At 44.8% G+C, this 22,556-nt stretch carries 20 protein-coding genes; 10 read left to right on the top strand and 10 right to left on the bottom strand.

Annotation, left to right across the window (positions count from 1 at the left end; translation table 11 throughout):
- Nucleotides 1-142 precede the first annotated feature (142 nt).
- The 3 genes from ACRC32_RS25185 to ACRC32_RS25175 form a co-directional block, all read right to left on the bottom strand.
- Nucleotides 143-331 carry a hypothetical protein gene (locus tag ACRC32_RS25185; protein WP_438556538.1) on the bottom strand — a complete coding sequence of 63 codons (189 nt, stop codon included), beginning with the start codon at nt 329-331 and terminating at the stop codon, nt 143-145.
- Between the two features lie 13 nt (nt 332-344).
- Nucleotides 345-1,058 (bottom strand): GAF domain-containing protein, encoded by a 714-nt coding sequence (locus tag ACRC32_RS25180; RefSeq protein ID WP_438556537.1) that lies wholly within the window; start codon nt 1,056-1,058, stop codon nt 345-347.
- Nucleotides 1,059-1,250: 192 nt separating this feature from the next.
- On the bottom strand, nt 1,251-2,042 hold the full coding sequence (locus ACRC32_RS25175; protein ID WP_438556536.1) for an ion transporter: 792 nt from the start codon (nt 2,040-2,042) through the stop codon (nt 1,251-1,253).
- Nucleotides 2,043-2,049: 7 nt separating this feature from the next.
- Between ACRC32_RS25175 and ACRC32_RS25170 the strand changes: the two genes are divergently transcribed.
- Nucleotides 2,050-2,475, top strand: a complete 426-nt coding sequence (locus tag ACRC32_RS25170; protein ID WP_438556550.1) for a nucleoside deaminase — start codon at nt 2,050-2,052, stop codon at nt 2,473-2,475.
- Here the strand turns inward: ACRC32_RS25170 and ACRC32_RS25165 are convergent.
- The 5 genes from ACRC32_RS25165 to ACRC32_RS25145 all read right to left on the bottom strand — a co-directional run bounded on the left by ACRC32_RS25165 (nt 2,464) and on the right by ACRC32_RS25145 (nt 8,697).
- Nucleotides 2,464-3,102 carry a response regulator gene (locus tag ACRC32_RS25165; RefSeq protein WP_438556535.1) on the bottom strand — a complete coding sequence of 213 codons (639 nt, stop codon included), beginning with the start codon at nt 3,100-3,102 and terminating at the stop codon, nt 2,464-2,466. The two genes, ACRC32_RS25170 and ACRC32_RS25165, sit on opposite strands and share 12 nt — an antisense overlap.
- Before the next feature lie 172 nt (nt 3,103-3,274).
- Nucleotides 3,275-3,973 carry a response regulator transcription factor gene (locus ACRC32_RS25160; RefSeq protein ID WP_438556534.1) on the bottom strand — a complete coding sequence of 233 codons (699 nt, stop codon included), beginning with the start codon at nt 3,971-3,973 and terminating at the stop codon, nt 3,275-3,277.
- Nucleotides 3,974-3,982: 9 nt separating this feature from the next.
- Entirely contained in the window at nt 3,983-6,061 is a 2,079-nt protein-coding gene (locus ACRC32_RS25155; protein WP_438556533.1) for an ATP-binding protein, read from the bottom strand.
- 465 nt (nt 6,062-6,526) lie between these two features.
- Nucleotides 6,527-7,894: a hypothetical protein gene (locus tag ACRC32_RS25150; RefSeq protein ID WP_438556532.1), complete on the bottom strand. Its 1,368-nt coding sequence runs from the start codon at nt 7,892-7,894 to the stop codon at nt 6,527-6,529.
- An 89-nt stretch (nt 7,895-7,983) separates the two neighbouring features.
- Nucleotides 7,984-8,697 (bottom strand): precorrin-2 C(20)-methyltransferase, encoded by a 714-nt coding sequence (locus tag ACRC32_RS25145; protein WP_438556549.1) that lies wholly within the window; start codon nt 8,695-8,697, stop codon nt 7,984-7,986.
- 196 nt (nt 8,698-8,893) lie between these two features.
- Here ACRC32_RS25145 and ACRC32_RS25140 point away from each other — a divergent pair, with 196 nt between their 5' ends.
- Both ACRC32_RS25140 and ACRC32_RS25135 read left to right on the top strand, forming a co-directional pair.
- Nucleotides 8,894-9,595, top strand: coding sequence for an esterase/lipase family protein (locus ACRC32_RS25140; RefSeq protein ID WP_438556531.1), 702 nt, complete (start codon nt 8,894-8,896; stop codon nt 9,593-9,595).
- 217 nt (nt 9,596-9,812) lie between these two features.
- Nucleotides 9,813-10,466: a cytochrome b N-terminal domain-containing protein gene (locus tag ACRC32_RS25135; protein ID WP_438556530.1), complete on the top strand. Its 654-nt coding sequence runs from the start codon at nt 9,813-9,815 to the stop codon at nt 10,464-10,466.
- Between the two features lie 120 nt (nt 10,467-10,586).
- On the opposite strand, the gene ACRC32_RS25130 is transcribed toward ACRC32_RS25135, so the two are convergent.
- The gene (locus tag ACRC32_RS25130; protein ID WP_438556529.1) at nt 10,587-12,503 is read right to left on the bottom strand and encodes a cation:proton antiporter; all 1,917 of its coding nucleotides are present in this window, start codon (nt 12,501-12,503) and stop codon (nt 10,587-10,589) included.
- A 197-nt stretch (nt 12,504-12,700) separates the two neighbouring features.
- On the opposite strand from ACRC32_RS25130, the gene ACRC32_RS25125 reads away from it, so the two are divergent.
- The 4 genes from ACRC32_RS25125 (at nt 12,701) to ACRC32_RS25110 (ending at nt 15,859) form a co-directional block, all read left to right on the top strand.
- A complete protein-coding gene (locus ACRC32_RS25125; RefSeq protein ID WP_438556528.1) occupies nt 12,701-12,844 on the top strand; it encodes a hypothetical protein in 144 nt (47 codons plus the stop codon).
- 136 nt (nt 12,845-12,980) lie between these two features.
- On the top strand, nt 12,981-14,264 hold the full coding sequence (locus ACRC32_RS25120; protein ID WP_438556527.1) for a M16 family metallopeptidase: 1,284 nt from the start codon (nt 12,981-12,983) through the stop codon (nt 14,262-14,264).
- Nucleotides 14,265-14,272: 8 nt separating this feature from the next.
- Nucleotides 14,273-15,136, top strand: coding sequence for a fructosamine kinase family protein (locus ACRC32_RS25115; RefSeq protein ID WP_438556526.1), 864 nt, complete (start codon nt 14,273-14,275; stop codon nt 15,134-15,136).
- A 267-nt stretch (nt 15,137-15,403) separates the two neighbouring features.
- On the top strand, nt 15,404-15,859 hold the full coding sequence (locus ACRC32_RS25110; RefSeq protein ID WP_438556525.1) for a heavy metal-responsive transcriptional regulator: 456 nt from the start codon (nt 15,404-15,406) through the stop codon (nt 15,857-15,859).
- Between the two features lie 36 nt (nt 15,860-15,895).
- Here the strand turns inward: ACRC32_RS25110 and ACRC32_RS25105 are convergent, their stop codons facing one another.
- Nucleotides 15,896-16,252 carry a four-helix bundle copper-binding protein gene (locus ACRC32_RS25105; protein ID WP_438556524.1) on the bottom strand — a complete coding sequence of 119 codons (357 nt, stop codon included), beginning with the start codon at nt 16,250-16,252 and terminating at the stop codon, nt 15,896-15,898.
- Nucleotides 16,253-16,590: 338 nt separating this feature from the next.
- Here ACRC32_RS25105 and ACRC32_RS25100 point away from each other — a divergent pair, with 338 nt between their 5' ends.
- The 3 genes from ACRC32_RS25100 (at nt 16,591) to ACRC32_RS25090 (ending at nt 22,454) form a co-directional block, all read left to right on the top strand.
- The gene (locus ACRC32_RS25100) at nt 16,591-17,277 is read left to right on the top strand and encodes a DUF305 domain-containing protein (RefSeq protein ID WP_438556523.1); all 687 of its coding nucleotides are present in this window, start codon (nt 16,591-16,593) and stop codon (nt 17,275-17,277) included.
- 207 nt (nt 17,278-17,484) lie between these two features.
- Nucleotides 17,485-19,239: an efflux RND transporter periplasmic adaptor subunit gene (locus ACRC32_RS25095; RefSeq protein WP_438556522.1), complete on the top strand. Its 1,755-nt coding sequence runs from the start codon at nt 17,485-17,487 to the stop codon at nt 19,237-19,239.
- A gap of 47 nt (nt 19,240-19,286) precedes the next feature.
- Nucleotides 19,287-22,454, top strand: coding sequence for an efflux RND transporter permease subunit (locus ACRC32_RS25090; protein WP_438556521.1), 3,168 nt, complete (start codon nt 19,287-19,289; stop codon nt 22,452-22,454).
- Nucleotides 22,455-22,556: the final 102 nt, after the last annotated feature.

Here is a 22,556-nt window from a genome sequence, read left to right as displayed (position 1 = left end):
GGAAATTATTAGTTATCTGTTGTAGTAGAGGCGCATAGCTATGCGCCTCTACTAATTTCTGAAACACTTGTTAACGAAAAATCTCAATTCTTTAAATTTCAATTCTTTAAATTTCACGATCGCAAAACCACTTGAAATTAAATCAATTTTGGTTCCGATTTCCCTCTGAAGACAGCCTTCGCGATCGCACGATCGCTAATTGACTAATTTTATTTTTGACTTCACAGGCAAAATCGACTCCTACAAGAAGCTTATTGTATCGATTCTTACGAAAAACGCGATCGCTTTTGATATTAATTTTCGTAACTATCTCAGGGTTAAAAAACGCCACTACTCTTTGTGACTCAATTGCATGTCAATATATACTGACATCTGAAAATGTCAAGACATTTGCACGCTGCGATCGACCAATAGCTGTTTAAAGGCAGCTGTAGAGCAGATGATACATTTTGAACTTGGTAGCGATATTGGAGCAACAATGGAGTTCGAGCTATATATTTATAGTTATGAGTAGCTGTCTCACTGGCAGAATAGGAAAGATAGTTGAATTGTGCTGTCAGCATGATTGACTTGAGACGATGAACGACGACTTGCAATTGCTGTATGTCGCGTTCGGTAAATTGTCGCTGTTGGAGCGAACCAACGTGTAGAACCCCAACCATATCGTCTTGCATTGGTAAGGGAACGCCAACGAGCGATCGCAGTCCTTTCTGCCGTAAAATCGGACTGACAATCTCCTCTTCCAATAGATTGTCAGTTACCATTGATTTCCTACTTGCAGCAATTCTACCTGCAATACCCTGACCTATAGGAATACGAATTTTTTGTGTAATTTCTTCTTCAAGTCCGACGGTAGCATATACGAGCAAATTTTCCCGATCTTCATCTGGTAGTAGGAGTGTAGCAGTGTCCACAGACATATACTCTCGCAGCCATGCCAATAGCTTGGTGAAGGCGGTTGCCAGCTGTTGTTTGTTACCTACGTATTTTTCGCCCACAGCCACATTCCATCCCTTATAAGGTATGGGAAAGTTATTGTAGTCTGCCCACAGAACCATAGAACTACCCTAAATTGAAACTGAAGTATAAATCTTAACTTGACAAAAATAACATTTTTACTTGGGTTATTATACTCAGGTTGAAGCATATGTTCCTATGCCAAAAGTAGTACTTCATATTAGTTGAGAGTGACTAGTGGCTGGTAGCTAGATGCTGCTGACGTGCGGAAGAGCGACTGGTTTGTTAGAGAATCAAGTCTGAATCTTTTCTAATCTCGTACCGCAAGCTTTACAAAACCGAGCATCAGCATCGTGCAATGCTAGCCCACAAGTAGGACAATTTGTCTCTACCCGATCTGATGTTTTGACTAATTGTTTAATTAAATCGCCTAATTGCCAAGGAATTAGGGCAATTCCAGTTAAAATCATCAGAACTGTGAGAAATCTTCCTGCTTGAGAAATAGGAGTTACGTCACCAAATCCTACAGTTGTCATCGTGACAACTGAGAAATACACTGCATCCAAAAAAGTATGAAATACTTTTGGATTGATAGAATGCTCGGCTTGATAAATCAACCCTGAATAAACAAAAACGATCGCAAATAAAGTAAATAAAATTCTAGCAAATATAACGCTGTCTTCTGTTCCAATGCGACCGAAGAAAGTTCTCCCTTGCAGAAAACGAACTAATTTTAAAATACGGAACCATCGCAGCAAGCGAATATAACTAAAGTTAACATCTACAATTCCTGAAAAGATCGGCAGAATTGCCATCAGATCGATAATAGAATAAATACTGAAAACATATTGCAGTCTATTTTCCGCGCACCAAAGCCGCAACAAGTATTCTAGAGTAAAAATGAAAATAATGAGCGTATCAAAAAAATCGAGTAGGCTGCGAATTGCGGTAGGAATTTGATATGTATCGGCAACAAAAATAGCAGAAGATAGTAGGACTAGACCTGTAATAATTAAAGTAGTTGTCCGACCTGCGGGCGTTTCAATATCTTCTAAATAAAATCCTACACGCTGTTTGAGTAACATGACACAGATGACACCTGAAGATTTTATGCGATTAGCTTTGGTAGAAGCAAAACAGGGCGATTCTCCTTACGGTGCTGTAATCGTCAAAGATAACGAAGTCGTAGCTAAAGGGTATAACACAGTTAAGCGAGATTGCGATCCTTCTGCTCATGCAGAAATGAATGTCATTCGTAGTTTAACAGCTAAAATTAAAACTCCGTCTTTAGAAGGATATACGATATACGCTACAGGTGAACCTTGTCCGATGTGTGCGAGTGTTTGCGTATGGGCAGGTGTATCAGAAATTATAATTGGGGCTTCAATTGAAGATTTGATCTCGGTGAACCAATCGCAGATCGATCTATCGTGTGATGAGATAATTGCTAAATCTTTTAGAAAGATTAGAGTGACAAAAGGCTTATTACGAGAGGAGTGTGTGGATTTATTTAAATAGAAAAGTATTCGCAAAAATTGCAGCTTGAGTGCGATCGCGCAGATTCAATCGATTTAAAATATTTGTAACGTGATTTTTGACCGTTCCTTCAGAAATAAATAGTTTCTGAGCAATTTCGCGATTATTTGCCCCAGCTGCAATTAATTGTAAAATTTCTAATTCTCTAGGCGTGAGTTCTTGCAGTACTGGTGGAGGGGGAGGTTTTGGTACAGACAGAGGAGATCCCAGGAGTTTTTTAACAATTCCCGGTCCCAATTGCGTATATCCTTTATGTACGGCATGAATTGCTATGGCTAATTCCTCTGAAGGTGTATCTTTGAGTAAATACCCCATAGCTCCGTGAGCGATCGCTGCTTGTACGTATTCGTCATCGTCAAAAGTCGTTAAAACTAAAACTTTTATCTGCGGCAGTTTTTGCAAAATTTCTCGCGTTGCCGCAACGCCATCCATCAACGGCATCCGAATATCCATTAATATTACATCTGGATGCAATTCTTGAGCTAATTGAAGTGCAAGTTGTCCATTTTCTGCTTCACCAACGACTGTTAAGTCAGGATCTAATTCCAATAATGCTTTCAATCCTTGGCGAATTAAACTTTGATCGTCTACCACTAAGATTTGGATCATTTTGATTAGAAAGATAGTAGGGAAACACGGGGAACAAGGGAGAAGTTATAAGTCGTAAGTCGTAAGTTGTAAGTCAAAAACCAGAGTACCGCTTGCCATTTCTTCTCACTCACCACTCATCACCCACTTATCCCTCACTCCTCGCTCCTCGCTCCTCGCTTCTAACTACATTCTAAGTTTCTTCATTAGTAATTTGACATTGGCGTAACAACGCTGATAATTCCTCTGTAAAAATCTTGGAGTAGGGAAGTTGGCTTAGCATAGAAATTTCCTCAGCGCAGGCTGTTTGAATAATTGCTAAACAGCGATCGCGCTGCGCGCCAGGTGTGAGATTCTTGAGAATATTAATCGCGATATTCAGTTTCGGTACAGTACTAGACAAATTTTGCTGTAATTGCTGCAAGACTTCATCTTTTGTTTCAATATACTGTTGTAGCTCTTGTACTCTTTGTTTAAGCGCTTCTGCGCGTTGATATTCTGCTTGGTATTGTTGTGCTATGGCTTGCTGTTTTGCTAGCCGAGTGGTAACTGCTCCTAACAATTCTTCCCTAGTAAAAGGTTTAGTTAAATAATCATCTGCTCCTAACTCCATGCCTTGACGGACATTTGCTTTATCAGCCATTGCCGTGAGAAAAACAAAAGGAATTGTAGCTGTTGTTGCTTCTTCACGTAGAGCAGCGAGTACCTCATAGCCGTCAATTTCTGGCATCATGACATCGCAAATAATTAAGTCTGGTAAATACTGCTGCGCCCACAGCGCTCCCATCAAACCATTTTCCGAACTAGCAACGTCAAAGTCTTCTGACTCTAGCAGTTCTACGAGATTATTTCTAACATCTGGTTCGTCTTCAATCACAAGAATTTTAGCCATGTTTTGTACCTATACCTGCTTGTTTAAAGGAAGTACTACAGTGAAAATCGTGCCTAAGCCAACTGAACTTTCAACTGCAATTTTGCCATCGTGTAAATCGATTGATTTTTTCACGATCGCTAAGCCGAGTCCCGTACCAGAAATATTTCCAACGTTACTAGCACGATGAAAACTACTAAAAATTTCTGCTTGCTCTGCTAATGGAATACCAATTCCTCGATCTTGAATGCGAAAAATAACTGTTTCGCCCTCGCTCATCAAGTCAAAGTTAACTAGACTATTCGTAGGAGAATACTTAACGGCATTGGAAAGAAGGTTAATAAAAATATGGCGTAGCAATTTTTCATCCATCATTCCAGTTATTCGACCGTCTGTTTGGCACTGAAAAATAATTTGGCGATCGCTAGCCGTTAGTTGAATTTCTTCTACAATTTCGTGACAAAACTGTTTGAGATCGATGAATAGTAGTTTAAGTTCTAATTTACCTGCCTCTGCTTTACCAATTAAAAGTACGTCATTTAATAATTGAGTCATATGTTTAACAGATGTTTGAATTCTTTGTAAATGATTTAGTTTTCGATCTTCACTCCATTTATGACTGTAGTGTTCGAGCAATTCTGAAGAAGATAAAATAGTTGCTAGAGGTGTACGAAATTCATGGGAAGCCATCGTCACAAACCGCGATTTTAGTTCTCCTAGCTCTTTCTCTTTGACTAAGGCAAGACGAATTTCTGCTTCCGTTCGCTTGCGATCGGTAATATCGCGAACGATTGCCATGACTTCATTTTCAGCACTGACAGCAAGGCGTAATTCGTAATCTCTGAATTCATGATTTACAATCAGCTGACATTCTAAAATTTGCACTTCGGTAGTCAATAAAGTTTTTTGTATACAACTATCGACTGCTTGAGCGATTTCGTGAGGAAATACTTCAGATAAATGTTTACCTAAAAATTCATGTGCTGGTAGGTGCAGGCGATCGCCTTTTGCGGCTTTGAAGTTGACAAAAATTCCCGAACGATTGATGCGAAACATCAAATCTGGTATTGCATTGAGTAAAGCTCGATTTGTCGCCATACTGGAACGTAGGGCATCTTCAGCACGTTTGCGTTCGGTAATATCGGTAGAAATCCCACAAATTGCATAAGGTTCACTACGTTCGTTATAGAGAGGAAACTTAATGGAAAGATAGGTATGTAAACCGTCGTCCTCATGCGGTAACAGTTCTTCCCAATCGATCGGAGATTTAGCAGCTATAACTTTTCGATCGTTTTGCTGTAAGACAGCAGCAATTTCTGGAGGGAAAATGTCGTAGTCAGTTTTTCCTTTTACCCCAGCGCGATCGGGATAGAATAGAAGGCTAAACCAGACATTGACGAGTAAATATTTTCCATCTAAATCTTTGATATAAATTAGTGCTGTGGAATTATCTAAAATTGCTTGCAGCCATGCTTGACTTTGATATAGTGCTGCTTCTGCTTGTTGGCGTTGTAATAAAGTACCTAGCTGGACAGCAATAGTTGCGACCAACTCGATTAAATGGGTATTTTCTGCGCAAGATGCAAACATGAAAAATACCAACACCGCTAAGACGCGATCGCCACTATCAACAATTGGCATACCCAACGCTGTTTTGAATCCAATTTGCTCTGCAATGGATTTGCGTAAAAATATGGTTTCTGGTTCCTGCGAAATGTGCAACCACTCAGGGCGCTTTGACACCCAAACACGCCCAGGTAAACCGACATTGGCGGCAAATTTATATCGTTCGCTGCTGCGGCGAAATAGCTCTAAGTCTGAGTTTGCACTGTACCAAGCAGGGCTATATGTTAGATTTCGCTCGTCAGAGCTAGGAACCCATGCTTCGCCAAACTGCCAACCAGTAAACTGACAGATTTTTTCCAGAGCGATCGTTAATGCAGAGTGAAAATCGTGAGATTCATTAATAAACTGGGTAATGCTATGCAAAAATCGAACTTCTGCCTCTGCCTGTTGGTGCGCTGTAACTTGGAGCTGTAATTGTTCGTTGAGTTGTTTCAGTTGATTAATAGTTGCGCTCAGGGATTCAGGGGTTGGCTCTTGATTCATGATTCCTTGCCCAATTGCTAACCAAAGATGATGGAAATGGATGCAGTTTCGCGATCGTTGTTATTAGCAATAATGTTGACGAATCAAAAAAGTTTGTGAAATTCTGACTATATTGATTTGATGCATAAAAATCGCAACCTAGATCGATATAGTTATCATTCCCAACACCACATGAGAACTAACATAAAAAGTAAGAAGATTGAAATTTTATTTATGGCTTATATTGATGTCTGAAGCTAGGAATAGCGAATTTATAAATGTTAAAAAGTATTTCTTTAGATAGATGTGTATGGAACTAGCAAGTGATATCTAACGCAACTTATAGTAATTTTGAATAATCGAAGATTCCCCAACCCCCCTTAAAAAGGAGGGGGATCTTGCCTTAACCAAAAATTATTGTATTAGTTAGCTATGACTGAGCGATCGCAGCTAACTTTAGCAGCAGAGTCAAACAGAATCGTTGCACTACTTTCTAGAACATAATCTAGGATTGTGGCTGAATTCTAGACGAAAAGTTTGATTTACAGGAGCAGCCGACTTGGTGAATGGATAGCGTTTGACGTAGCGAATTGCAGCTTGTTGTACGGCGCTGGGACTATCTTTAGAAATCACGTCGGGTCCAATAACAATTTTGCCCGTGGGATCGGTTAGTGCGGCAATAATCGCTTCGCCGCCATTGAGTTTTTTATTACATACAGGAACTCGTTTACGAATTGGCGCAGCCGTGACGAATTGCGGATAAGCCTGTTGTACTTTGAGATATTGCTGCTGCAAGGCTTCAATTTGAGCAATTGTCTGTGTAGATCCTGATTCGGCTTTAAAGTCAGGTCGAGCGCCAATCGGTCGGGCAAGACGTTGCTGAAGTGCTGCCAAACGGGAGGCGCGATCGCTATTCGGATTCGTGGCTGGAGGGGTAGTCTGTGTGGGATTAGATTGACGCTGTTGTCGCTGTTGGAGTATGGCTGCCAAACGGGAGGCGCGATCGCTATTTGGATTCGTGGCTGGAGGGGTAGTCTGTGTGGGATTGGATTGACGCTGTTGTCGCTGTTGTAAAGAGGCTGCTAAGCGAGAGGCGCGTTCCTCACGTTCTTTGGCTCGTTGAACTTGCTGTTGCGCTGCTGCGTCCAAAAGCCGTTCGCGATCGCTCGTTGGGGAAGTATCGGCTTTGCTGCGATTTGCTGCCAACCGTTGCGCTAGGGCATTTTGCCGTGCCATCCTTTCAAGTTGAGCGCGATCGGGCGAGTTTTTGGGTGGTTGCGTTAGTGGTGGGCTAGGCTGCAAATCTTGCGTCCGAGGCAGATCGGGAATGGGTGGTAAGGCATTCGCTGGCGGTGCTATTTGCCGCATTTGGAGATTTTGATTTGCTTGATTTGGCTGTGGTGCTGGAGGCTGTCCAAAAGGATTTTGCGAGAGTAAATTTTGAGGTGGCGGTGGTAGGGGGATAGGCGCAGGTGGAGGTAAAGAATCGCTACTGGGCATTTGGTACATTGGCGTAGTCCCAGGCGGTGGTGGTAAAAAAGGTGATGGTGCGGGCAGAGGAGGTAAGATTTCTGACTGAAAACCCTGAGCAGGCGCAGGCGCTTGCTGTTGAGCAGTATTGACAGGCGGAATGACAGATGGATCTGCTGCTACTTGCGGTACGCGACTTCGTTCTTCGGGAGACAACTCCACGACTCCGATACTACTTTGTAAATTAACCTCTTGCGGATCTAGCGAGACAAAAGGCAGCACCACCAACAGTAGGGTATGAATGCCGAGCGAACCCAAAATTGCCAGTCCATTTGTCGATCGCCATGCTTCAGGTAAAGCTTGAACTAGAGAGGAAGTAGACATCAGTAATTAGGGAGTAGGGAGTAGGGAGTAGGGAGTAGGGGAGACAAGGAGGCAATGCAATTAATTAAATACTGATAACTGACAACTGTTCACTGACGACTGACTTGGACGACGAGTAAAGAAAAGTAGGGTAATTGTAGGTGCGGGCGATCGCTTAAATCTTTATATATCACCATATTTGGTAATGTAGCTCGTTCTACTATCCAACTGTGTTGCAGTAGGGATTTGCGCTGCAAGACTTGCCATACCTGTTCGTATACAGAACTTACTTTCATCAATACTACGACTTCTGCCCAGTCTAAAATAGATTCCAGTTCGTTGACGTTATAAATTGCTGGTAGCACGACTAAACGCTCTTGGCGGACAGTTAAGGGCAGCCCTAACGCCGATGCTGCTGCCATAGGCGAGCAGACACCAGGAACGTAGTTGATGACGGCTGCGGGATACATTTGTTGCAGCGTCTGTGCTAAATAGGTAAACGTACTGTAGAAACTAATGTCCCCTTCACAGGCAAAAGCCACATCTTGACCTTTCTGTAAATATTCCCAAACTTGCTTGGCGGCTAGTTGCCATGCTCTTGTCAAAACTTCAAGATCTTGCACGTAGGGAAAATCTAAGGGTAGCTGCTGTTGATCCGATCGCAGCCACGGAGCAATTATTTGTTGGGCAATGCCTGGTTTGTCTTGAATTCCTCTAGGAAAAGCAACTATAGGAGCTTGTTGCAGCGATCGCAATCCTTTGAGCGTTATCAGTTCTGGATCGCCTGGACCAACACTAACACCGTAGAGAATACCGTTCGCCATTGAGGAGTCATTTGTCGTCATTGGTCATTGGTCATTAGTCATTGGTAGTTGAGTGGTGCGTGATACGTGTCGGGGGTGTAGGGTGTAGGGTGTAGTGAGTGGTGCGTGGTGCGTGGTCACTGGTCACTGATAACTGGTAACTGATAACTGATAACTGATAAATGATAACTGGTCACTGGTCACTGACAACTGTACTATGCTTCCCACCGTCATTTTACCTGGATTTTTAGAAGCCGCGATCGCCTACCGTCCGTTGGAACAATTGTTACAACAGTCAGGCTTTCCTACCGTTACGGTTCCCTTACAACGGCAAGATTGGTTCCCTACATTGGGAGGTAGACCAATGACTCCAATTTTGCTGCAACTGCATCGCACGGTCGAGCAAGTTTTACGGCAATACAACACAGCTAAAGTGAATTTGATCGGTCATTCTGCTGGCGGCTGGATCTCGCGAATTTATTTAGGTGAAAAAGCTTACCTGGCTCGTAATGCGGCGATCGCCGCAATTCCCCCTTGGGAAGCTTACCGCTTTGTTGCCACGTTAGTCACGCTGGGAACTCCCCACATTAGCCAAGAACGCTGGACGCGCTGGAATCTCGATTTTGTCAACAACAACTATCCTGGTGCTTTTTACAGTTCCCAAGTGCGCTACGTTTGTGTTGCTGGTAAGAGCATCTTCGGACAGCGACGGCGAGGAAGTTGGCTGGCATACAGCAGCTATCGCTTGACTTGCGGACAAGGGAATTGTTGGGGTGATGGCATTACCCCAATCGCAGCAGCTCATTTAGAGGGAGCAGAAAATTTAGTTTTAGAGGGAGTCAAGCACTCTCCCAAAGCCCCTGGAATTTGGTACGGTTCGCCTCAAGTTGTACCGAGTTGGGTGTCGTATTTGGAATAAGGGAGCAGGGAGTAGGGGGAGAAGTCAAAATTCAAAATTCAAAATTCAAAATTTTCTACACCCCACACCCCACACCCCACACCCTTTCTTTACTGTCAACCAACAATTACCAATTACCAACTACCATCTCCCCCTCTAGAAAGAACTCTTCAAATGAGTGACTTGGTTAGCATCTTAAAGAAAGTACACATTTTGAGAGTACTGAGAAGCGGGAGTTATGAAGAATCTTTCCTATGAATTCGTTCTGAGACGGACGGCGACAATACTATCTGTAGCATTGTTAACATTGTGCGCGATCGCGGCTGTAACTGGCATTTTATTATCTTTTTATTACGAACCAGTGGCAGGTGGTGCGAATCAGGCTTTGCAATGGATCGATACGGAGATTCCTAACGGTCAAATCATTCACGGCTTACACGATTATGCCGGAACCTTACTAATTGGTGTAGCACTGATTCAAATGGTCGTGATGTTCTTGGGTAGGCAATTTCGCCGCAGTTGGTTGACTGGCTGGATTAGCAATATTTTACTGATCCTCAATGCGATCGCCCTAGCTTGGACGGCAATGATTCTCGATTGGAGTCAAGTCGGTTACTGGCGCTTTCGGATCGAATTAAGTACCATTGAAGCCATTCCTTTTATTGGTTCTACCCTGCGAGATGTCATCACCGGTGGTGGTGCAGTGAATACAACTACGGTCGAACATCTCTATACCATCCACAGCTACATTATTTCCGGTAGCGCCGTCTTACTGGCGATCGTTCACTTATTCGGCGTACTATGGCAGGAAAGGCAGCAAATACCTGTCCCATCTGTGACATCCGCAGAGTCAAAAACGAATGCACCACGGGAATTAATCAAAAATCCATAAATTAAAATTCCTAAATTGCCTTTTGCCTTTTGTACGGGCGGGTTTACCCAAAATCTAGCTCGGAGTCAGAGGTGTTTGGTGAAAACCAGCTCTTACGAATGCATAACTTTTGACTTCCAATTACGCTAGCGGTGGAATTGTCGAAACACTTTGACTAGGAAGGGAAATTTCTTCGACTTCAGGCAGTTTTTCTAAAGCAAGGCGTTTTGCTGGTGTTGCCCCCGATAGCCGTTTCAACAGATTGGGTCTGGGATCGTGTAATAAGTAGATTAAGCGATCGCCTGGTTGCCATTGTTCTGTTGCAGGAACGACAAGTAACCGATCTTCGCGTTCTAGTAGTAACGGGACTAATTCCCCTGCCCAAATCAAGGCTTGAAGATGGGCTTGTTGCAAAGCAAAGCCTGCTTCGCTGAGAGTTGTCGTGCCTAATTTCACGCGATCGCTGTTAATATATTCGTTCCAAGTTTTAATCGGTATATCCGATCCAAAAGCTCGATCGATCCGATTGCGGTTTGTTGAAGTACTTGCCTGTGGATTGCGGGGAAAAACAGCTAGCACTCTTGGTGGTTGAAATTCTTCTACAGCCCTTTGTGCCAAGACGTAGTTAACTTCTCCATTATTGGTCATTGCCAAAAACGTTCCCATAGAGGCTAGTCCTGCCTCTTCTAGCACTGTTGTATCTAAAGCGCTGCTAGAAAAAACTTTCAAGCTCTGTGCCTGGGCTTGCTGACACGCTACGGGATCGGTATCGATCATCGACACGGCTTCTCCCCGTTCTTGGAAGAGGCGGGCAATTAATAAACTCAAAGGGTTGCAGCCGACAATCACCACCCCAGTTGCTTGCGTAGAGCTGATTTGCAACCAATTTGCTACCCAGCCAGCAGTTAAACCCTGACAAGCGACAGTCATGATAATTGTCAAAAAGACTAATGCCTTGATCGAGTCTCCACCGTTAATCCCGCGTTCGGTCAGGAAAATCGAAAATAACGAAGCGACAGAAGCGGAAACAATTCCTCTCGGCGCAACCCACGATAAAAAAAGTTTTTGTCGCCAATTTAAATCGCTGTTGATGGTGCAGACACCAATATTCAGGGGACGGACGACAAACATTAACACGAGAACAGTGAATAAACTGCCCCAGCCTAAAGCAAAGATACTGGCAATGGATAAATCTGCGGCAAGCAAGATAAATAGTACTGACACGCCGAGAATCGTTAGCTGACCTTTAAATCGTCGTAATAATCGTTCTTCTGGCAAGGAAGCAGAACCCAAAACCACGCCTGCAACCACTGTCGCCATCAGTCCAGATTCGCTGCGACTGAGTTGGGCTAGGGTAAATAAACCCCATAAACCTGCTAAGACAACGAGATTTTTTAGTTCGTCAGAAATAAAGTGAGCGCGTTTGAACATGAAGGCAAGACACCAGCCACCAGCAGCCCCAATGCTCCCACCAATACCTAGACGCAGCGTCAAACCACTAATTGCCATCCAGGGGTCGGTTTCGCCATTTAAAACTGTATCGAGTACCACAACGGCGAGAATTGCCCCTACAGGGTCGATTAATACCGCTTCTCCTTCTAATAGAGTTCCCACCTGACGGTCTACTTTAATCGTGCGTAATAGCGGTGAAATTACTGTAGGACCCGTTACCACTACCAAAGAAGCATAAAGGAAAGCGATCGCCCAGGGAAACTCTCCCAGCCAATGCGCCGCCATACTCCCACCCAACAGAGTAATTAGAGTTCCCACAGTGACGAGATTTCTCAAACTACCAGAAACTTTACCCAGTTCTCGCAGTTCTAGGTTCAAGCCTCCCTCAAATAGAATTACAGCGGTAGAAAGCGCCACAATTACTTCCAACCCAGCACCTAAAACTTGAGGGTGCAGCACGTTCATCCCATCGGAACCCAATAAAATCCCAAATAGTAACAAAAAGACAATGCTAGGGAGTTTGAGGTATTCTGCTATAACTTGGGCGCTAATCCCTGCAATTACAGCAATTACCATTTGCAGGGTAATCTCAAAAGATGCTTCCATATTTAGAAAGTTAGCAAAAGTGCTGTCCGAACCCTGGTGACGGGAGAAATCTCTAAAATAGGCGCGGCTCCATTATGCTGACAATTCTTTGCATCATCTATAGTAGTCTATGGGCAATTTGTATTTTAAAATACAAGTCGATCTGATGTTAAAGATAAATAGAAACACTTCATATCATAACTAGGCTGTAACTGAGGTTGAGTCAGAATACTGTCATCAACTGTCAGTATGGCTTTCGCGATCGCATATTGCCAACTGCCGTACTAGAAGGCGATCGCACCTACTACTATTCAAACAAATTGAGTCCTCAACATTTCGGATACTGGGCTATGGATTTGTGAATTCGGTATCATAAAATACATGACTTCCAGACAGACTAAGAAAAAAGCTCTCACCTCTTACCACTACTCCCTGCTCCCCACTCCCTGCTCCTTAACTAAGTAAGATAGAGAAAGATCGGTCTATTTTGTCGCGTTCATGACCTCAACTCTGCTCAAAACTCCTCCAATATCCACGCCCAAACTGCACCGGCTGGCGAATGGGTTAACAATTGTAGCTCAGCAAATGCCTGTAGAAGCGGTGAATCTCAGTTTATGGGTTAATGTCGGTTCAGCAGTTGAATCAAATGCTATCAACGGCGTAGCTCATTTTTTGGAGCATATGGTGTTTAAAGGCACTCCACAACTGACAATGGGTGAATTCGAGCGTCGCATTGAGGCGCGGGGTGCGATCGCTAATGCTGCAACCAGTCAAGATTACACTCAGTTTTACATTACGACTGCTCCATCAGATTTTGCAGCTTTAGCACCACTGCAAATCGATATCGTCCTCAACAGTTTAATTCCCGATGATGCGTTTGAGTTAGAACGCTTAGTCGTGTTAGAAGAAATTCGTCGCTCCGATGATAATCCTCGTCGCCGGACGTTTCAACGGGCGATGGAAATAGCTTTTGACCGCTTACCCTATCGGCGCTCAGTTCTGGGTACAGTAGATGCGATCGCGCAATTACAACCGCAGCAAATGCGCGACTTTTACGCTACCTGGTATCAACCCCAGTCCATCACAGCATCGGTTGTTGGTAATTTACCCGAAGCAGAATTAATCGAAATCGTCGCCAATAGTTTTGCTAAATCTGCTTCCACACCCTACACCCCACACCCCACACCCCACACCCCATCCTCCCCCGAACCCCCCTTCACCCAAATCGTCCGCCACGAATTCGTCGATCCCAGCTTGCAACAAGCAAGACTCGTCATGCTGTGGCGCGTTCCAGGGTTAGTACAGCTAGAGCAAACTTACGCCCTAGATGTCTTAGCAGCAATTTTGAGCCACGGGCGCACGTCGAGATTGGTGAGAGAACTGCGAGAAGAAAAGGGCTGGGTTTCCAATATTTCTGTGAGTAACTTGACGCAGCACCTACAAGGGCTATTTTACGTTTCTGCCCAGATGCCAGTGGAAAACTTGGAGATGGTCGAAGCAGCGATCGCATCCCAGATCGAGAAGATACAGTCTGCTCCCGTACAGGAATCAGAAATTGCTCGGGTCGGCACTCAAGTTGCCAATCGCTTTATTTTTGCTAACGAAACCCCCAGCGAGCGCGCTGGTTTGTATGGCTACTATCAATCTTTAACCGGAAACTTAGCATCCGCCTTAGAGTATCCAAATAAAATTCAAGCTCTAACTGCTGCCGACTTACAAGCTGCTGCCGTGCAATATCTTTCTCCCTCGGCTTACGGTATCGTTACCACTAAACCCGAATAAGAGTATATATGTGGACGGAGATTGCCCATCATATTTCCAAGGTTTCAGGAAAAGAGCTTTTTGTCAATAGTCAGCGGACGGTGAGTGGCGGTTGCATTAACCAAGGCTACACCGTTACCGATGGCGATCGCACTTACTTTGTCAAACTCAATTCCCCCTCCCAGACTGCCATGTTTGAAGCAGAGGCGTTGGGATTAAAACAAATGTCGGCTACGGCAACTATTCGCGTCCCGCAACCGATTTGCTGGGGAACAACCGATCGGTCTGCATACATTGTTTTGGAATGGTTGGACTTAGGGCGTGGCGGAACTCCAGCTTGGGCAGAAATGGGACGACAGTTAGCAGCAATGCACGATCGCAGCAGCAATCAAGCATTTGGCTGGGATATGAATAATACGATTGGTTCTACGCCTCAGATCAATACTTGGATGGCAGATTGGGGAGAATTTTATACTCAACACCGCTTGGGCTATCAATTTCAGCTAGCAAAACGTAGAGGCGGACGCTTTCCCCAACAGGAAAAGCTGCTAGCGGCAATTCCGCAGATTCTAGCAGGACATCAGCCGTCACCTTCCTTAGTCCACGGGGATTTATGGGGTGGCAATGCTGCTTTTACCAGTGCTGGAGAACCCGTCATTTTCGATCCAGCAACATATTACGGCGATCGCGAAGTTGATGTTGCCATGACGGAATTATTTGGTGGTTTCCCAGCCGCTTTTTATCAGGGATATAACGAGGTTCTACCACTGAACTCTGGTTACGAACAGCGAAAAATTCTCTACAATCTCTATCACATTTTGAACCACTTCAACTTATTTGGTGGGAGTTACGAGTCTCAGGCAAATGGGGCGATCGCGAGACTTATAGGATAAAAGCAGAAAACTAAAAATCATGAAATGACAGTTGACTCTCCATCTGACTAGAGGGTTGATAATAGTAAATAGAAATAAAACGCGACGTGCAACTTAATCTATATCTATCGCCCCCTGGTGAAGAGGGTTGAGGGATTGCCATCTACAGACTACCTCGCGAGATCCCCCCTAGCCCCCCTTAAAAAGGGGGGAACAAGAGTACACATGGGTTAATAAATGCAGTTAGAGCAGTCGCCGTACATGGAAAATTGACTTTGGAGGCGTATTATGTTGGTTCAAGAGCGATCGCTACTCATCGGTCAGGTAACAGCTATGAGCGGTGTCCCGATTAGAACGATCCGCTATTATGAAACTCTGGGTCTGTTGCAATCTTCCAGCCGGACTGAAGGAGGCTTCCGGCAGTTTTCACCAGATGTCTTGACTCGGCTATCATTCATCAAACGCGCTCAAAAACTCGGTCTGAGTCTAGAAGAAATTAAAGAAATCCTTGATGTTTACGATCGCGGCAATTTGCCTTGCGGTGAGGTGAAAGAAAAGCTGGAAGAAAAATTGCGACAAATCGATCGCCAGATTCAGCAATTGTTGACATTGCAGGCTGAATTGAAGGGATTACTTTCGGGTTGGGAGTCTGTTCCACTTCCGCAGCCTGGAACAATTTGCCCGATGGTTCAGAGAGATAGAGACGATCGCGTAGATACTAGGCGATCGTCAGACTATAAATGAAGCAACAATTCGCAAACGACTACCAGAGCAAGATACTTATGCAGCCATAGCTGTAGCCATCTGGCGACAAGTCTCAGCACAACGACGGCAAGCTTGAGCGCAGCGCTGGCAATGGTCATGGTCGTGCTTCTCGCACTCAGTGGCACAGCGATTGCAAGCCTCGGCGCAGACACTACACATTTGCCCGTGAAGGTCAGAGTTACGGGACATGAACCGGGCGCATAAATCGCAAGTATCGGCACAATCGCGACATCGCTTGATACATTCAGCCATCATTTGTACCATGTCTTCGCTCAGGCAAGCATCGGCGCAGTTTTCGCACTCGCGTAGGCAATCGAGACAAGCCTGAATGCAGGTTTCAAGTAATGATTGGTGAGATTGAGCTGCTGTCATAACTCTCCTCCAAAAGCTTTAAAAACCAAATCATGAAGCATTTATTATGCTTCTGTAGTTTCACTTTAGAAGGTAACAAATGCGATCGCCTCTTTCTAATGGTATGGAGTAAATTTATGACTGTAGAGATACAGCAATTTCATCCTAATTTCATCTTGGTTTTGTAATACTTGATTTTTGGTACAATTCAAACTCTTTATTGAGTGAAACCTTCATCTTGCATGAGCAGTCATATCCTTGAGTAAACGTAATAGTTGACTCTCTAGTCAGCTAGAGATTTCATAATTGAGATGGTAATTGTCAAACAAATTCTACTATTGATGGATAGAAAGTCATTTATGCAAAATAATTCTGGAAAAACCAAAGTTTGGGCATTAACTCTAACAGCGATCGCCACAATAACCAGTGGTTTACTAGCTGCTAGTTTTGAACTCTCGGCAAAAGACAGCAAAACTGCCAATAATACCAACGCTCATGTGAAGCAGAATATGCAACATGGGATGATGGGTGACGGTATGTCGATGGATTTGGGTCCAGATGATGCCAACTACGATCTGCGATTCATTGATGCGATGAGAATGCATCACCAAGGGGCGATCGAGATGGCAAAAGAGGCACAGCAAAAATCGAAGCGTCCTGAAATCAAAAAACTAGCGGACAACATCATCACTGCTCAAAATCGGGAGATTGGGCAAATGAAACAGTGGCGACAAGCCTGGTATCCCAAAGCAGGCAAGCAGATGATGGCTTATCACTCTCAAATGGGACATATGATGCCGATGTCATCCGACCAGATGCAAGGCATGATGATGAGTATGGATTTAGGTGCGGCTGACTCTCAATTCGACCTGCGCTTTATCAATGCGATGATTCCGCATCATGAAGGTGCGGTGACAATGGCTCAAGACGCGCTGAAAAAGTCGCAGCGACCGGAAATTAAGCAATTAGCAAAAAACATTATTAGCGATCAACAGAAAGAGATCGCTCAAATGAAGCAGTGGCGCAAAGCTTGGTATAACCAGTAGCTCGCATACATTGTATCGCTAGCGTAGGGGCGCAGATCTGTGCATCCCTACAGATCGTATATCTCATCCAATTGAAAACTGCTCAAATTCAATCGGCGATCGCAATTTCATCTTGATTTCATTTGCATAGGAGAAACTAAAGACTGAGTAGTGCAGTTGTAGCACTCGTTTGCTCTGATGGTACGCGAGGACATCTCTATATAAATAATGCGCAAATCACACCTGAAGCGATCGCCTGCAATGCCTTGTCGCGTCTCGGGGGCGATCGTTAGCCTAGCGATCGTGATGGCTCCCGTAACTGTGTTAGCTCACGGCGGACACGGAGATGAATTTCACGGCGGAAGTGAGGCAACTCAAACGACTGACTCGATTCAAGTCGATGCCCAAACTGTCAAGCGGTTAGGCATCAAAATAGAGCCAGTAAAGCGGCAACAACTCGCTGTAGGGCTACAAGCAACAGGACAAATTGAAACTTTGCCCAATCGACAAGTAGAAATCACGACACCGATCTCAGGAGCTAAGGTAGCCCAATTATTAGTACAACCTGGTGCTTACGTGCAAGCAGGTCAACCCGTCGCTATTTTAGCTGCTCCCGATTTAGTAGAATTGCGCGTCACTTCCCAAGAAAAGAAGGCGGAGGCACGAGCAGATTTACAAAAAGCGCAAGCAGACTTGAGATTAGCGCAACAAAACTATCAGCGTTTCTCACAAATTGCTGCCGCAGAAATTGCCCAAGCACAAAGTCAAGTAGACTTTGCTCAAGAAAAGTCCGACAAAGACCAAATTTTATTAAGTCAAGGTGCAATTCCCCGTCGCCAAGCTCTAGAATCTCAAACTCAGCTAGCCGAAGCCAAAGCTAAACTAACCGCAGCAGACAGCCGCCGAGATGTCATTGTAGCCGAAGCCGATCTCAAACGCGCCCAGTCATCCGTGCAAGTGGCTCAGTCCCGTCTCAACCTCAGCGATACTGCATATCAAACTCGACTGCAACAACTGGGTGCAAAAGCCAATGCTCAAGGACAGGTAACAGTTACAGCTCCCATCTCTGGTAGAGTTGTCGATCGCGAAGTCACTATCGGTCAATCCTTCCAAGATGCAGGTGGCAAGCTGATGACAATTGTGAACGACAGTCGGGTTTATGCCACAGCTAACATCTACGAAAAAGATTTAGATAAAGTTAAAAAGGGTCAAGCAGTCAGAGTTAAAGTTGCTTCTATGCCCGATCGGACTTTCACTGGACGAGTTGCTGTTATCGGTTCGGTTGTAGAAGGCGAGACGCGGGTAGTCCCTGTCAAAGCCGAGATCGAGAACTCTAGCGGAGTTCTGAAGCCAGGGATGTTTGCCCAACTAGAAGTACTCACAGACAGGACAGCGACAGCTCTGGCAATTCCTAGCTCAGCTGTGGTAGAAGCAAACGGCAAACAGATGGTTTACATTCAAAATGGGAATGCATATCAACCTGTTGAAGTGATTTTAGGTCAGACCATTGGGGATACGATTGAGGTCAAAAGCGGCTTGTTTGAGGGGGATGCGATCGTCACTCAACGCGCCCCCCAGCTTTACGCTCAGTCTTTACGGGGAGGTGGAAAAGTAGGGGAGCAAGGAAGCAGGAGAGCAGAGGAGCAGGGGAGCAGAGGAGAGGGAGAAAAAACTTCTGCCTCTACAACAGCAGAATCGCAATTACCTTGGTGGTTGATGGGAGCAGCAGGAGGATTGGCAATTTGTAGTGCTGCTTTTGCAGCAGGTGCTTTTTGGTCTAGTCATCGCGCCAAGTCTCAGCTAGTCCCAGCATCTACAGAATTTGCTGACGAACCCCATGAGTATCCTAATGGTAATGGTTCTAGCAGCTCGACTTATCCTGCATCCGAATCAGGCGAGAGCAGAGAGTCTGTTTTTGGTGACGAATTTTCAATGAATCACAACCACCATCCAAGGAGCCAGCAGTCGGAAGCTGGAGACTGACAGTAAAAACATTCAATCATTTGTACTAGATATTTCAGACGACTACAATGCTCAGTGCTATTATTCGGTGGGCGATCGCTCGACGTTGGCTGGTGATTTTGGGTGCAATTATCCTCACATTTTGGATCTTTCGCACCATAGTTCAGATGCCTCTGGATGTGTTTCCCAGCTTTGCACCCCCACAAGTGGAAATTCAAACCGAAACCCCTGGACTTGCCCCTGAAGAAGTTGAATCCCTGGTAACTCTGCCAATTGAAAGCGCGATTAATGGGACTCCAGGAGTGTCTGCGGTACGTTCTGCTTCGGCTGCGGGAATTTCTGTGGTCAAAGTTATCTTCAACTGGGGAACGGACATTTACCAAGCGCGGCAGTTAGTTACAGAACGCTTGCAACAAGCTCAAGCTAAACTTCCCGACGGTGTGGAAACACCGCAAATTTCTCCGATTAGTTCTCCTATCGGCACGGTACTGCAATATGCCTTTACTTCCCAAGCAACTCCCCTGATGGAAGTGCGGCGTATTGTCGATTGGCAGGTGACTAACCGCCTCTTAGCCGTTCCTGGCGTGAGTCAAGTGGTGGCGTATGGCGGCGATGTCCGCCAGTATCAAGTGCTAGTCGATCCAAACAAGCTCAAAGCCTTTAACGTCTCCCTGGAAAGTGTTGTCGCAGCTACCCGTGAGGCAAATGTTAACGCTCCTGGCGGCTATTTCATCACTCCCGATCGCGAAAAATTAATTCGCGGGATTGGACGGATTGAGTCGATTGAAGATTTGAAAAGATCGGTTATTACTGCCCGTCAGGGTACTCCCGTCACGATTCAAGATGTTGCCGACGTACAAATTGGCGCAGCCATCAAGCGGGGAGATGGCAGCTTTAACGGTCAAAAGGCAGTTATTGTGATGATTAACAAACAGCCGCTTGCCGATACTCCCACTGTCACCCGTGCGATTGAAGCAGCAATGGAGGAGATAAAAGCAGGCTTGCCAAAAGATATTGCAGTAACCGCTACATTTCGTCAAGAAAACTACATTGATTCTTCGATTGAAAACGTCAGATCGGCTTTATTTGAAGGCGCGATTATCGTGGCGATTATTCTGATTCCATTTTTGATGAATTGGCGCAATCTAGTTGTTTGTTTAGTGGCGCTGCCTTTATCTTTACTACTAGGAGTGTGGGCGCTTGCTTTACTAGGACAGGGTTTAAATACGATGACTCTAGGCGGGTTAGCAGTGGCGATTGGCTCGGCTGTTGATGATGCGATCGTCGATGCTGAAAACGTCTACCGTTGTCTGCGAGAAAATAAATACTCCCCCCACCCGCGTCCCGTCCTGAGCGTCGTGTTTGATGGTTGTCAGGAGGTACGAGATTCGGTATTCGGAGCAACTATAATTACGCTGGTTGTCTTCTCCCCAGTTTTTGCCCTGAGCGGCGTAGAAGGCAGCATTTTTATTCCGATGGGTATTGGCTACATAGTTGCGGTTTTAGCTTCTAGCGTCATCGCACTGACAGTCACCCCAGCTTTGTGTGCGATTTTACTGCCTTACGGTCGCTTACCAGAACGAGAACCTTGGGTGGCAAGATTTTTTAAACGGCTTTATCAACCCTTACTAAATTTCTCTTTGCGCCGTTCTGGAATTATCTTAGCTTTTGCTGCTGCGAGTCTAGTAGCAACAATTATCGTTGTCCCCAGCTTAGGACGAATATTTTTACCAGAATTTCAGGAGCAAACTCTGGTTAATACCTTGACTCTCTATCCAGGTACATCTCTGGAAACGACGAACAGTGCTGGAGAAGCAATTCAAGCAGCGCTCAAGGGCGATCGCCGATTTCCTTTCGTACAGTTGCGATCGGGACGCGCGCCAGGTGATGCGGATGCGGCTGGGGTAAATACAGGGCATCTAGATATAGAGTTGAGCGAAGCGGGAATGAAAAATCGGCAAGAGAGTATTGAGACTCTACGGCAGGAATTTGCTAGATTACCAGGTGTCGCGCCAAATATTGGCGGTTTTATTTCACACCGGATGGATGAGGTGCTGTCTGGAGTCAGGAGTGCGATCGCGGTCAAAATTTTTGGCTCCGATTTAGAACAACTCCGCACCCTTGGCAGCCAGGTGAACGAGGTGATGAAAACCGTTGAGGGCATTGTCGATTTGCAACTCGAACCACAAGTGCCAGTCGAGCAAATCCAAATTAAGTTCGATCGCGATGCAGCTGCTCGTTACGGTCATACAGTAGGACAACTTTCCGAGATTGTCGAAACAGCACTTAACGGACAAGTGGTGTCTCAAGTATTGGAACAGCAGCAAACCTTCGATCTCGTCGTGTGGTTGAGACCCGAGGCGCGGCAAAATTTAGATGCAATTCAGAATTTATTAATTGATACTCCTGATGGTAATAAGATTCCTCTCGCCCAAGTTGCTGCAATCGAAAACGGCACTGGACCAAATACAATCAATCGCGAGAATGTTTCGCGTCTACTTGTCGTTGCTGCTAACGCTAGCGGCAGAGATTTGCGTTCTGTAGTGAACGAAATTCAAGCCAAAGTTAGACAACAAGTGCAAATTTCTCCTGGGTACTATATCCAGTATGCAGGTCAATTTGAAGCAGAGGAAAGAGCCACGCAAAATATCCTCATCTCCAGTGTAATAGCCTTCGTAGTTATTACAGTCATTATGTATCTTTCAGTCAAATCTATTCCTTCTGCCGCTACGATTATGGTGAATTTACCTTTGGCATTGGTAGGGGGAGTTATATCAGTAGCTTTGACTGGAGGAATTATTTCTATTGCTTCCCTCGTTGGCTTTGTCACCCTATTTGGAGTTGCTACCCGTAACGGTCTGCTACTGGTAGATAATTACAACACTAAATTTGCTGAAGGTATACCTTTTAAAGATGTCTTAATTCAGGGATCGATGGAACGGCTCAACGCCATTTTAATGACAGCTTTTACCTCAGCTTTAGGCTTAGCACCCCTAGTCTTGCAAGGCGGAGCGGGCAAGGAAATTTTACAACCACTTTCTGTAGTGGTACTCGGTGGATTGTTTACTTCCACCGCATTAACTCTATTAGTTCTGCCAGCTTTATATGCTCAATTTGGTAAGTTTTTGGTTCCATACAATTCAGTTACAAACGATAGAGCCTCAAATATCTCCCCTAGCTCCCAATCCGGTTCAGTTAATAGTAGACATCTCCAAAATAGTAACATTCTGTGGTAGAAGAAGATTGAAGAGGTTTTTTGATACAGAAACATGAGCGATATACTAAATCATATTGAATCGAATCCTAAAAAAACGTTACGATTAATTGGTTTGGAGTAT

The organism is Chroococcidiopsis sp., from assembly GCF_051657925.1.
Taxonomy (GTDB): Bacteria; Cyanobacteriota; Cyanobacteriia; order Cyanobacteriales; family Chroococcidiopsidaceae; genus Chroococcidiopsis.
Note: the sequence above shows the minus strand (reverse complement) of the source record. Positions and strands in the feature narration are given on the sequence as shown.

Coding starts and splice junctions, on each gene's coding strand:
- ACRC32_RS25090 (WP_438556521.1), top strand. CDS start 19,287: ATGCTCAGTGCTATTATTCGGTGGGCGATCGCTCGACGTTGGCTGGTG.
- ACRC32_RS25095 (WP_438556522.1), top strand. CDS start 17,485: ATGCGCAAATCACACCTGAAGCGATCGCCTGCAATGCCTTGTCGCGTC.
- ACRC32_RS25120 (WP_438556527.1), top strand. CDS start 12,981: ATGACCTCAACTCTGCTCAAAACTCCTCCAATATCCACGCCCAAACTG.
- ACRC32_RS25180 (WP_438556537.1), bottom strand. CDS start 1,058: ATGGTTCTGTGGGCAGACTACAATAACTTTCCCATACCTTATAAGGGA.
- ACRC32_RS25150 (WP_438556532.1), bottom strand. CDS start 7,894: ATGTCTACTTCCTCTCTAGTTCAAGCTTTACCTGAAGCATGGCGATCG.
- ACRC32_RS25135 (WP_438556530.1), top strand. CDS start 9,813: ATGAAGAATCTTTCCTATGAATTCGTTCTGAGACGGACGGCGACAATA.
- ACRC32_RS25100 (WP_438556523.1), top strand. CDS start 16,591: ATGCAAAATAATTCTGGAAAAACCAAAGTTTGGGCATTAACTCTAACA.
- ACRC32_RS25145 (WP_438556549.1), bottom strand. CDS start 8,697: ATGGCGAACGGTATTCTCTACGGTGTTAGTGTTGGTCCAGGCGATCCA.
- ACRC32_RS25175 (WP_438556536.1), bottom strand. CDS start 2,042: ATGTTACTCAAACAGCGTGTAGGATTTTATTTAGAAGATATTGAAACG.
- ACRC32_RS25115 (WP_438556526.1), top strand. CDS start 14,273: ATGTGGACGGAGATTGCCCATCATATTTCCAAGGTTTCAGGAAAAGAG.
- ACRC32_RS25130 (WP_438556529.1), bottom strand. CDS start 12,503: ATGGAAGCATCTTTTGAGATTACCCTGCAAATGGTAATTGCTGTAATT.
- ACRC32_RS25105 (WP_438556524.1), bottom strand. CDS start 16,252: ATGACAGCAGCTCAATCTCACCAATCATTACTTGAAACCTGCATTCAG.
- ACRC32_RS25155 (WP_438556533.1), bottom strand. CDS start 6,061: ATGAATCAAGAGCCAACCCCTGAATCCCTGAGCGCAACTATTAATCAA.
- ACRC32_RS25140 (WP_438556531.1), top strand. CDS start 8,894: ATGCTTCCCACCGTCATTTTACCTGGATTTTTAGAAGCCGCGATCGCC.
- ACRC32_RS25110 (WP_438556525.1), top strand. CDS start 15,404: ATGTTGGTTCAAGAGCGATCGCTACTCATCGGTCAGGTAACAGCTATG.
- ACRC32_RS25165 (WP_438556535.1), bottom strand. CDS start 3,102: ATGATCCAAATCTTAGTGGTAGACGATCAAAGTTTAATTCGCCAAGGA.
- ACRC32_RS25170 (WP_438556550.1), top strand. CDS start 2,050: ATGACACCTGAAGATTTTATGCGATTAGCTTTGGTAGAAGCAAAACAG.
- ACRC32_RS25160 (WP_438556534.1), bottom strand. CDS start 3,973: ATGGCTAAAATTCTTGTGATTGAAGACGAACCAGATGTTAGAAATAAT.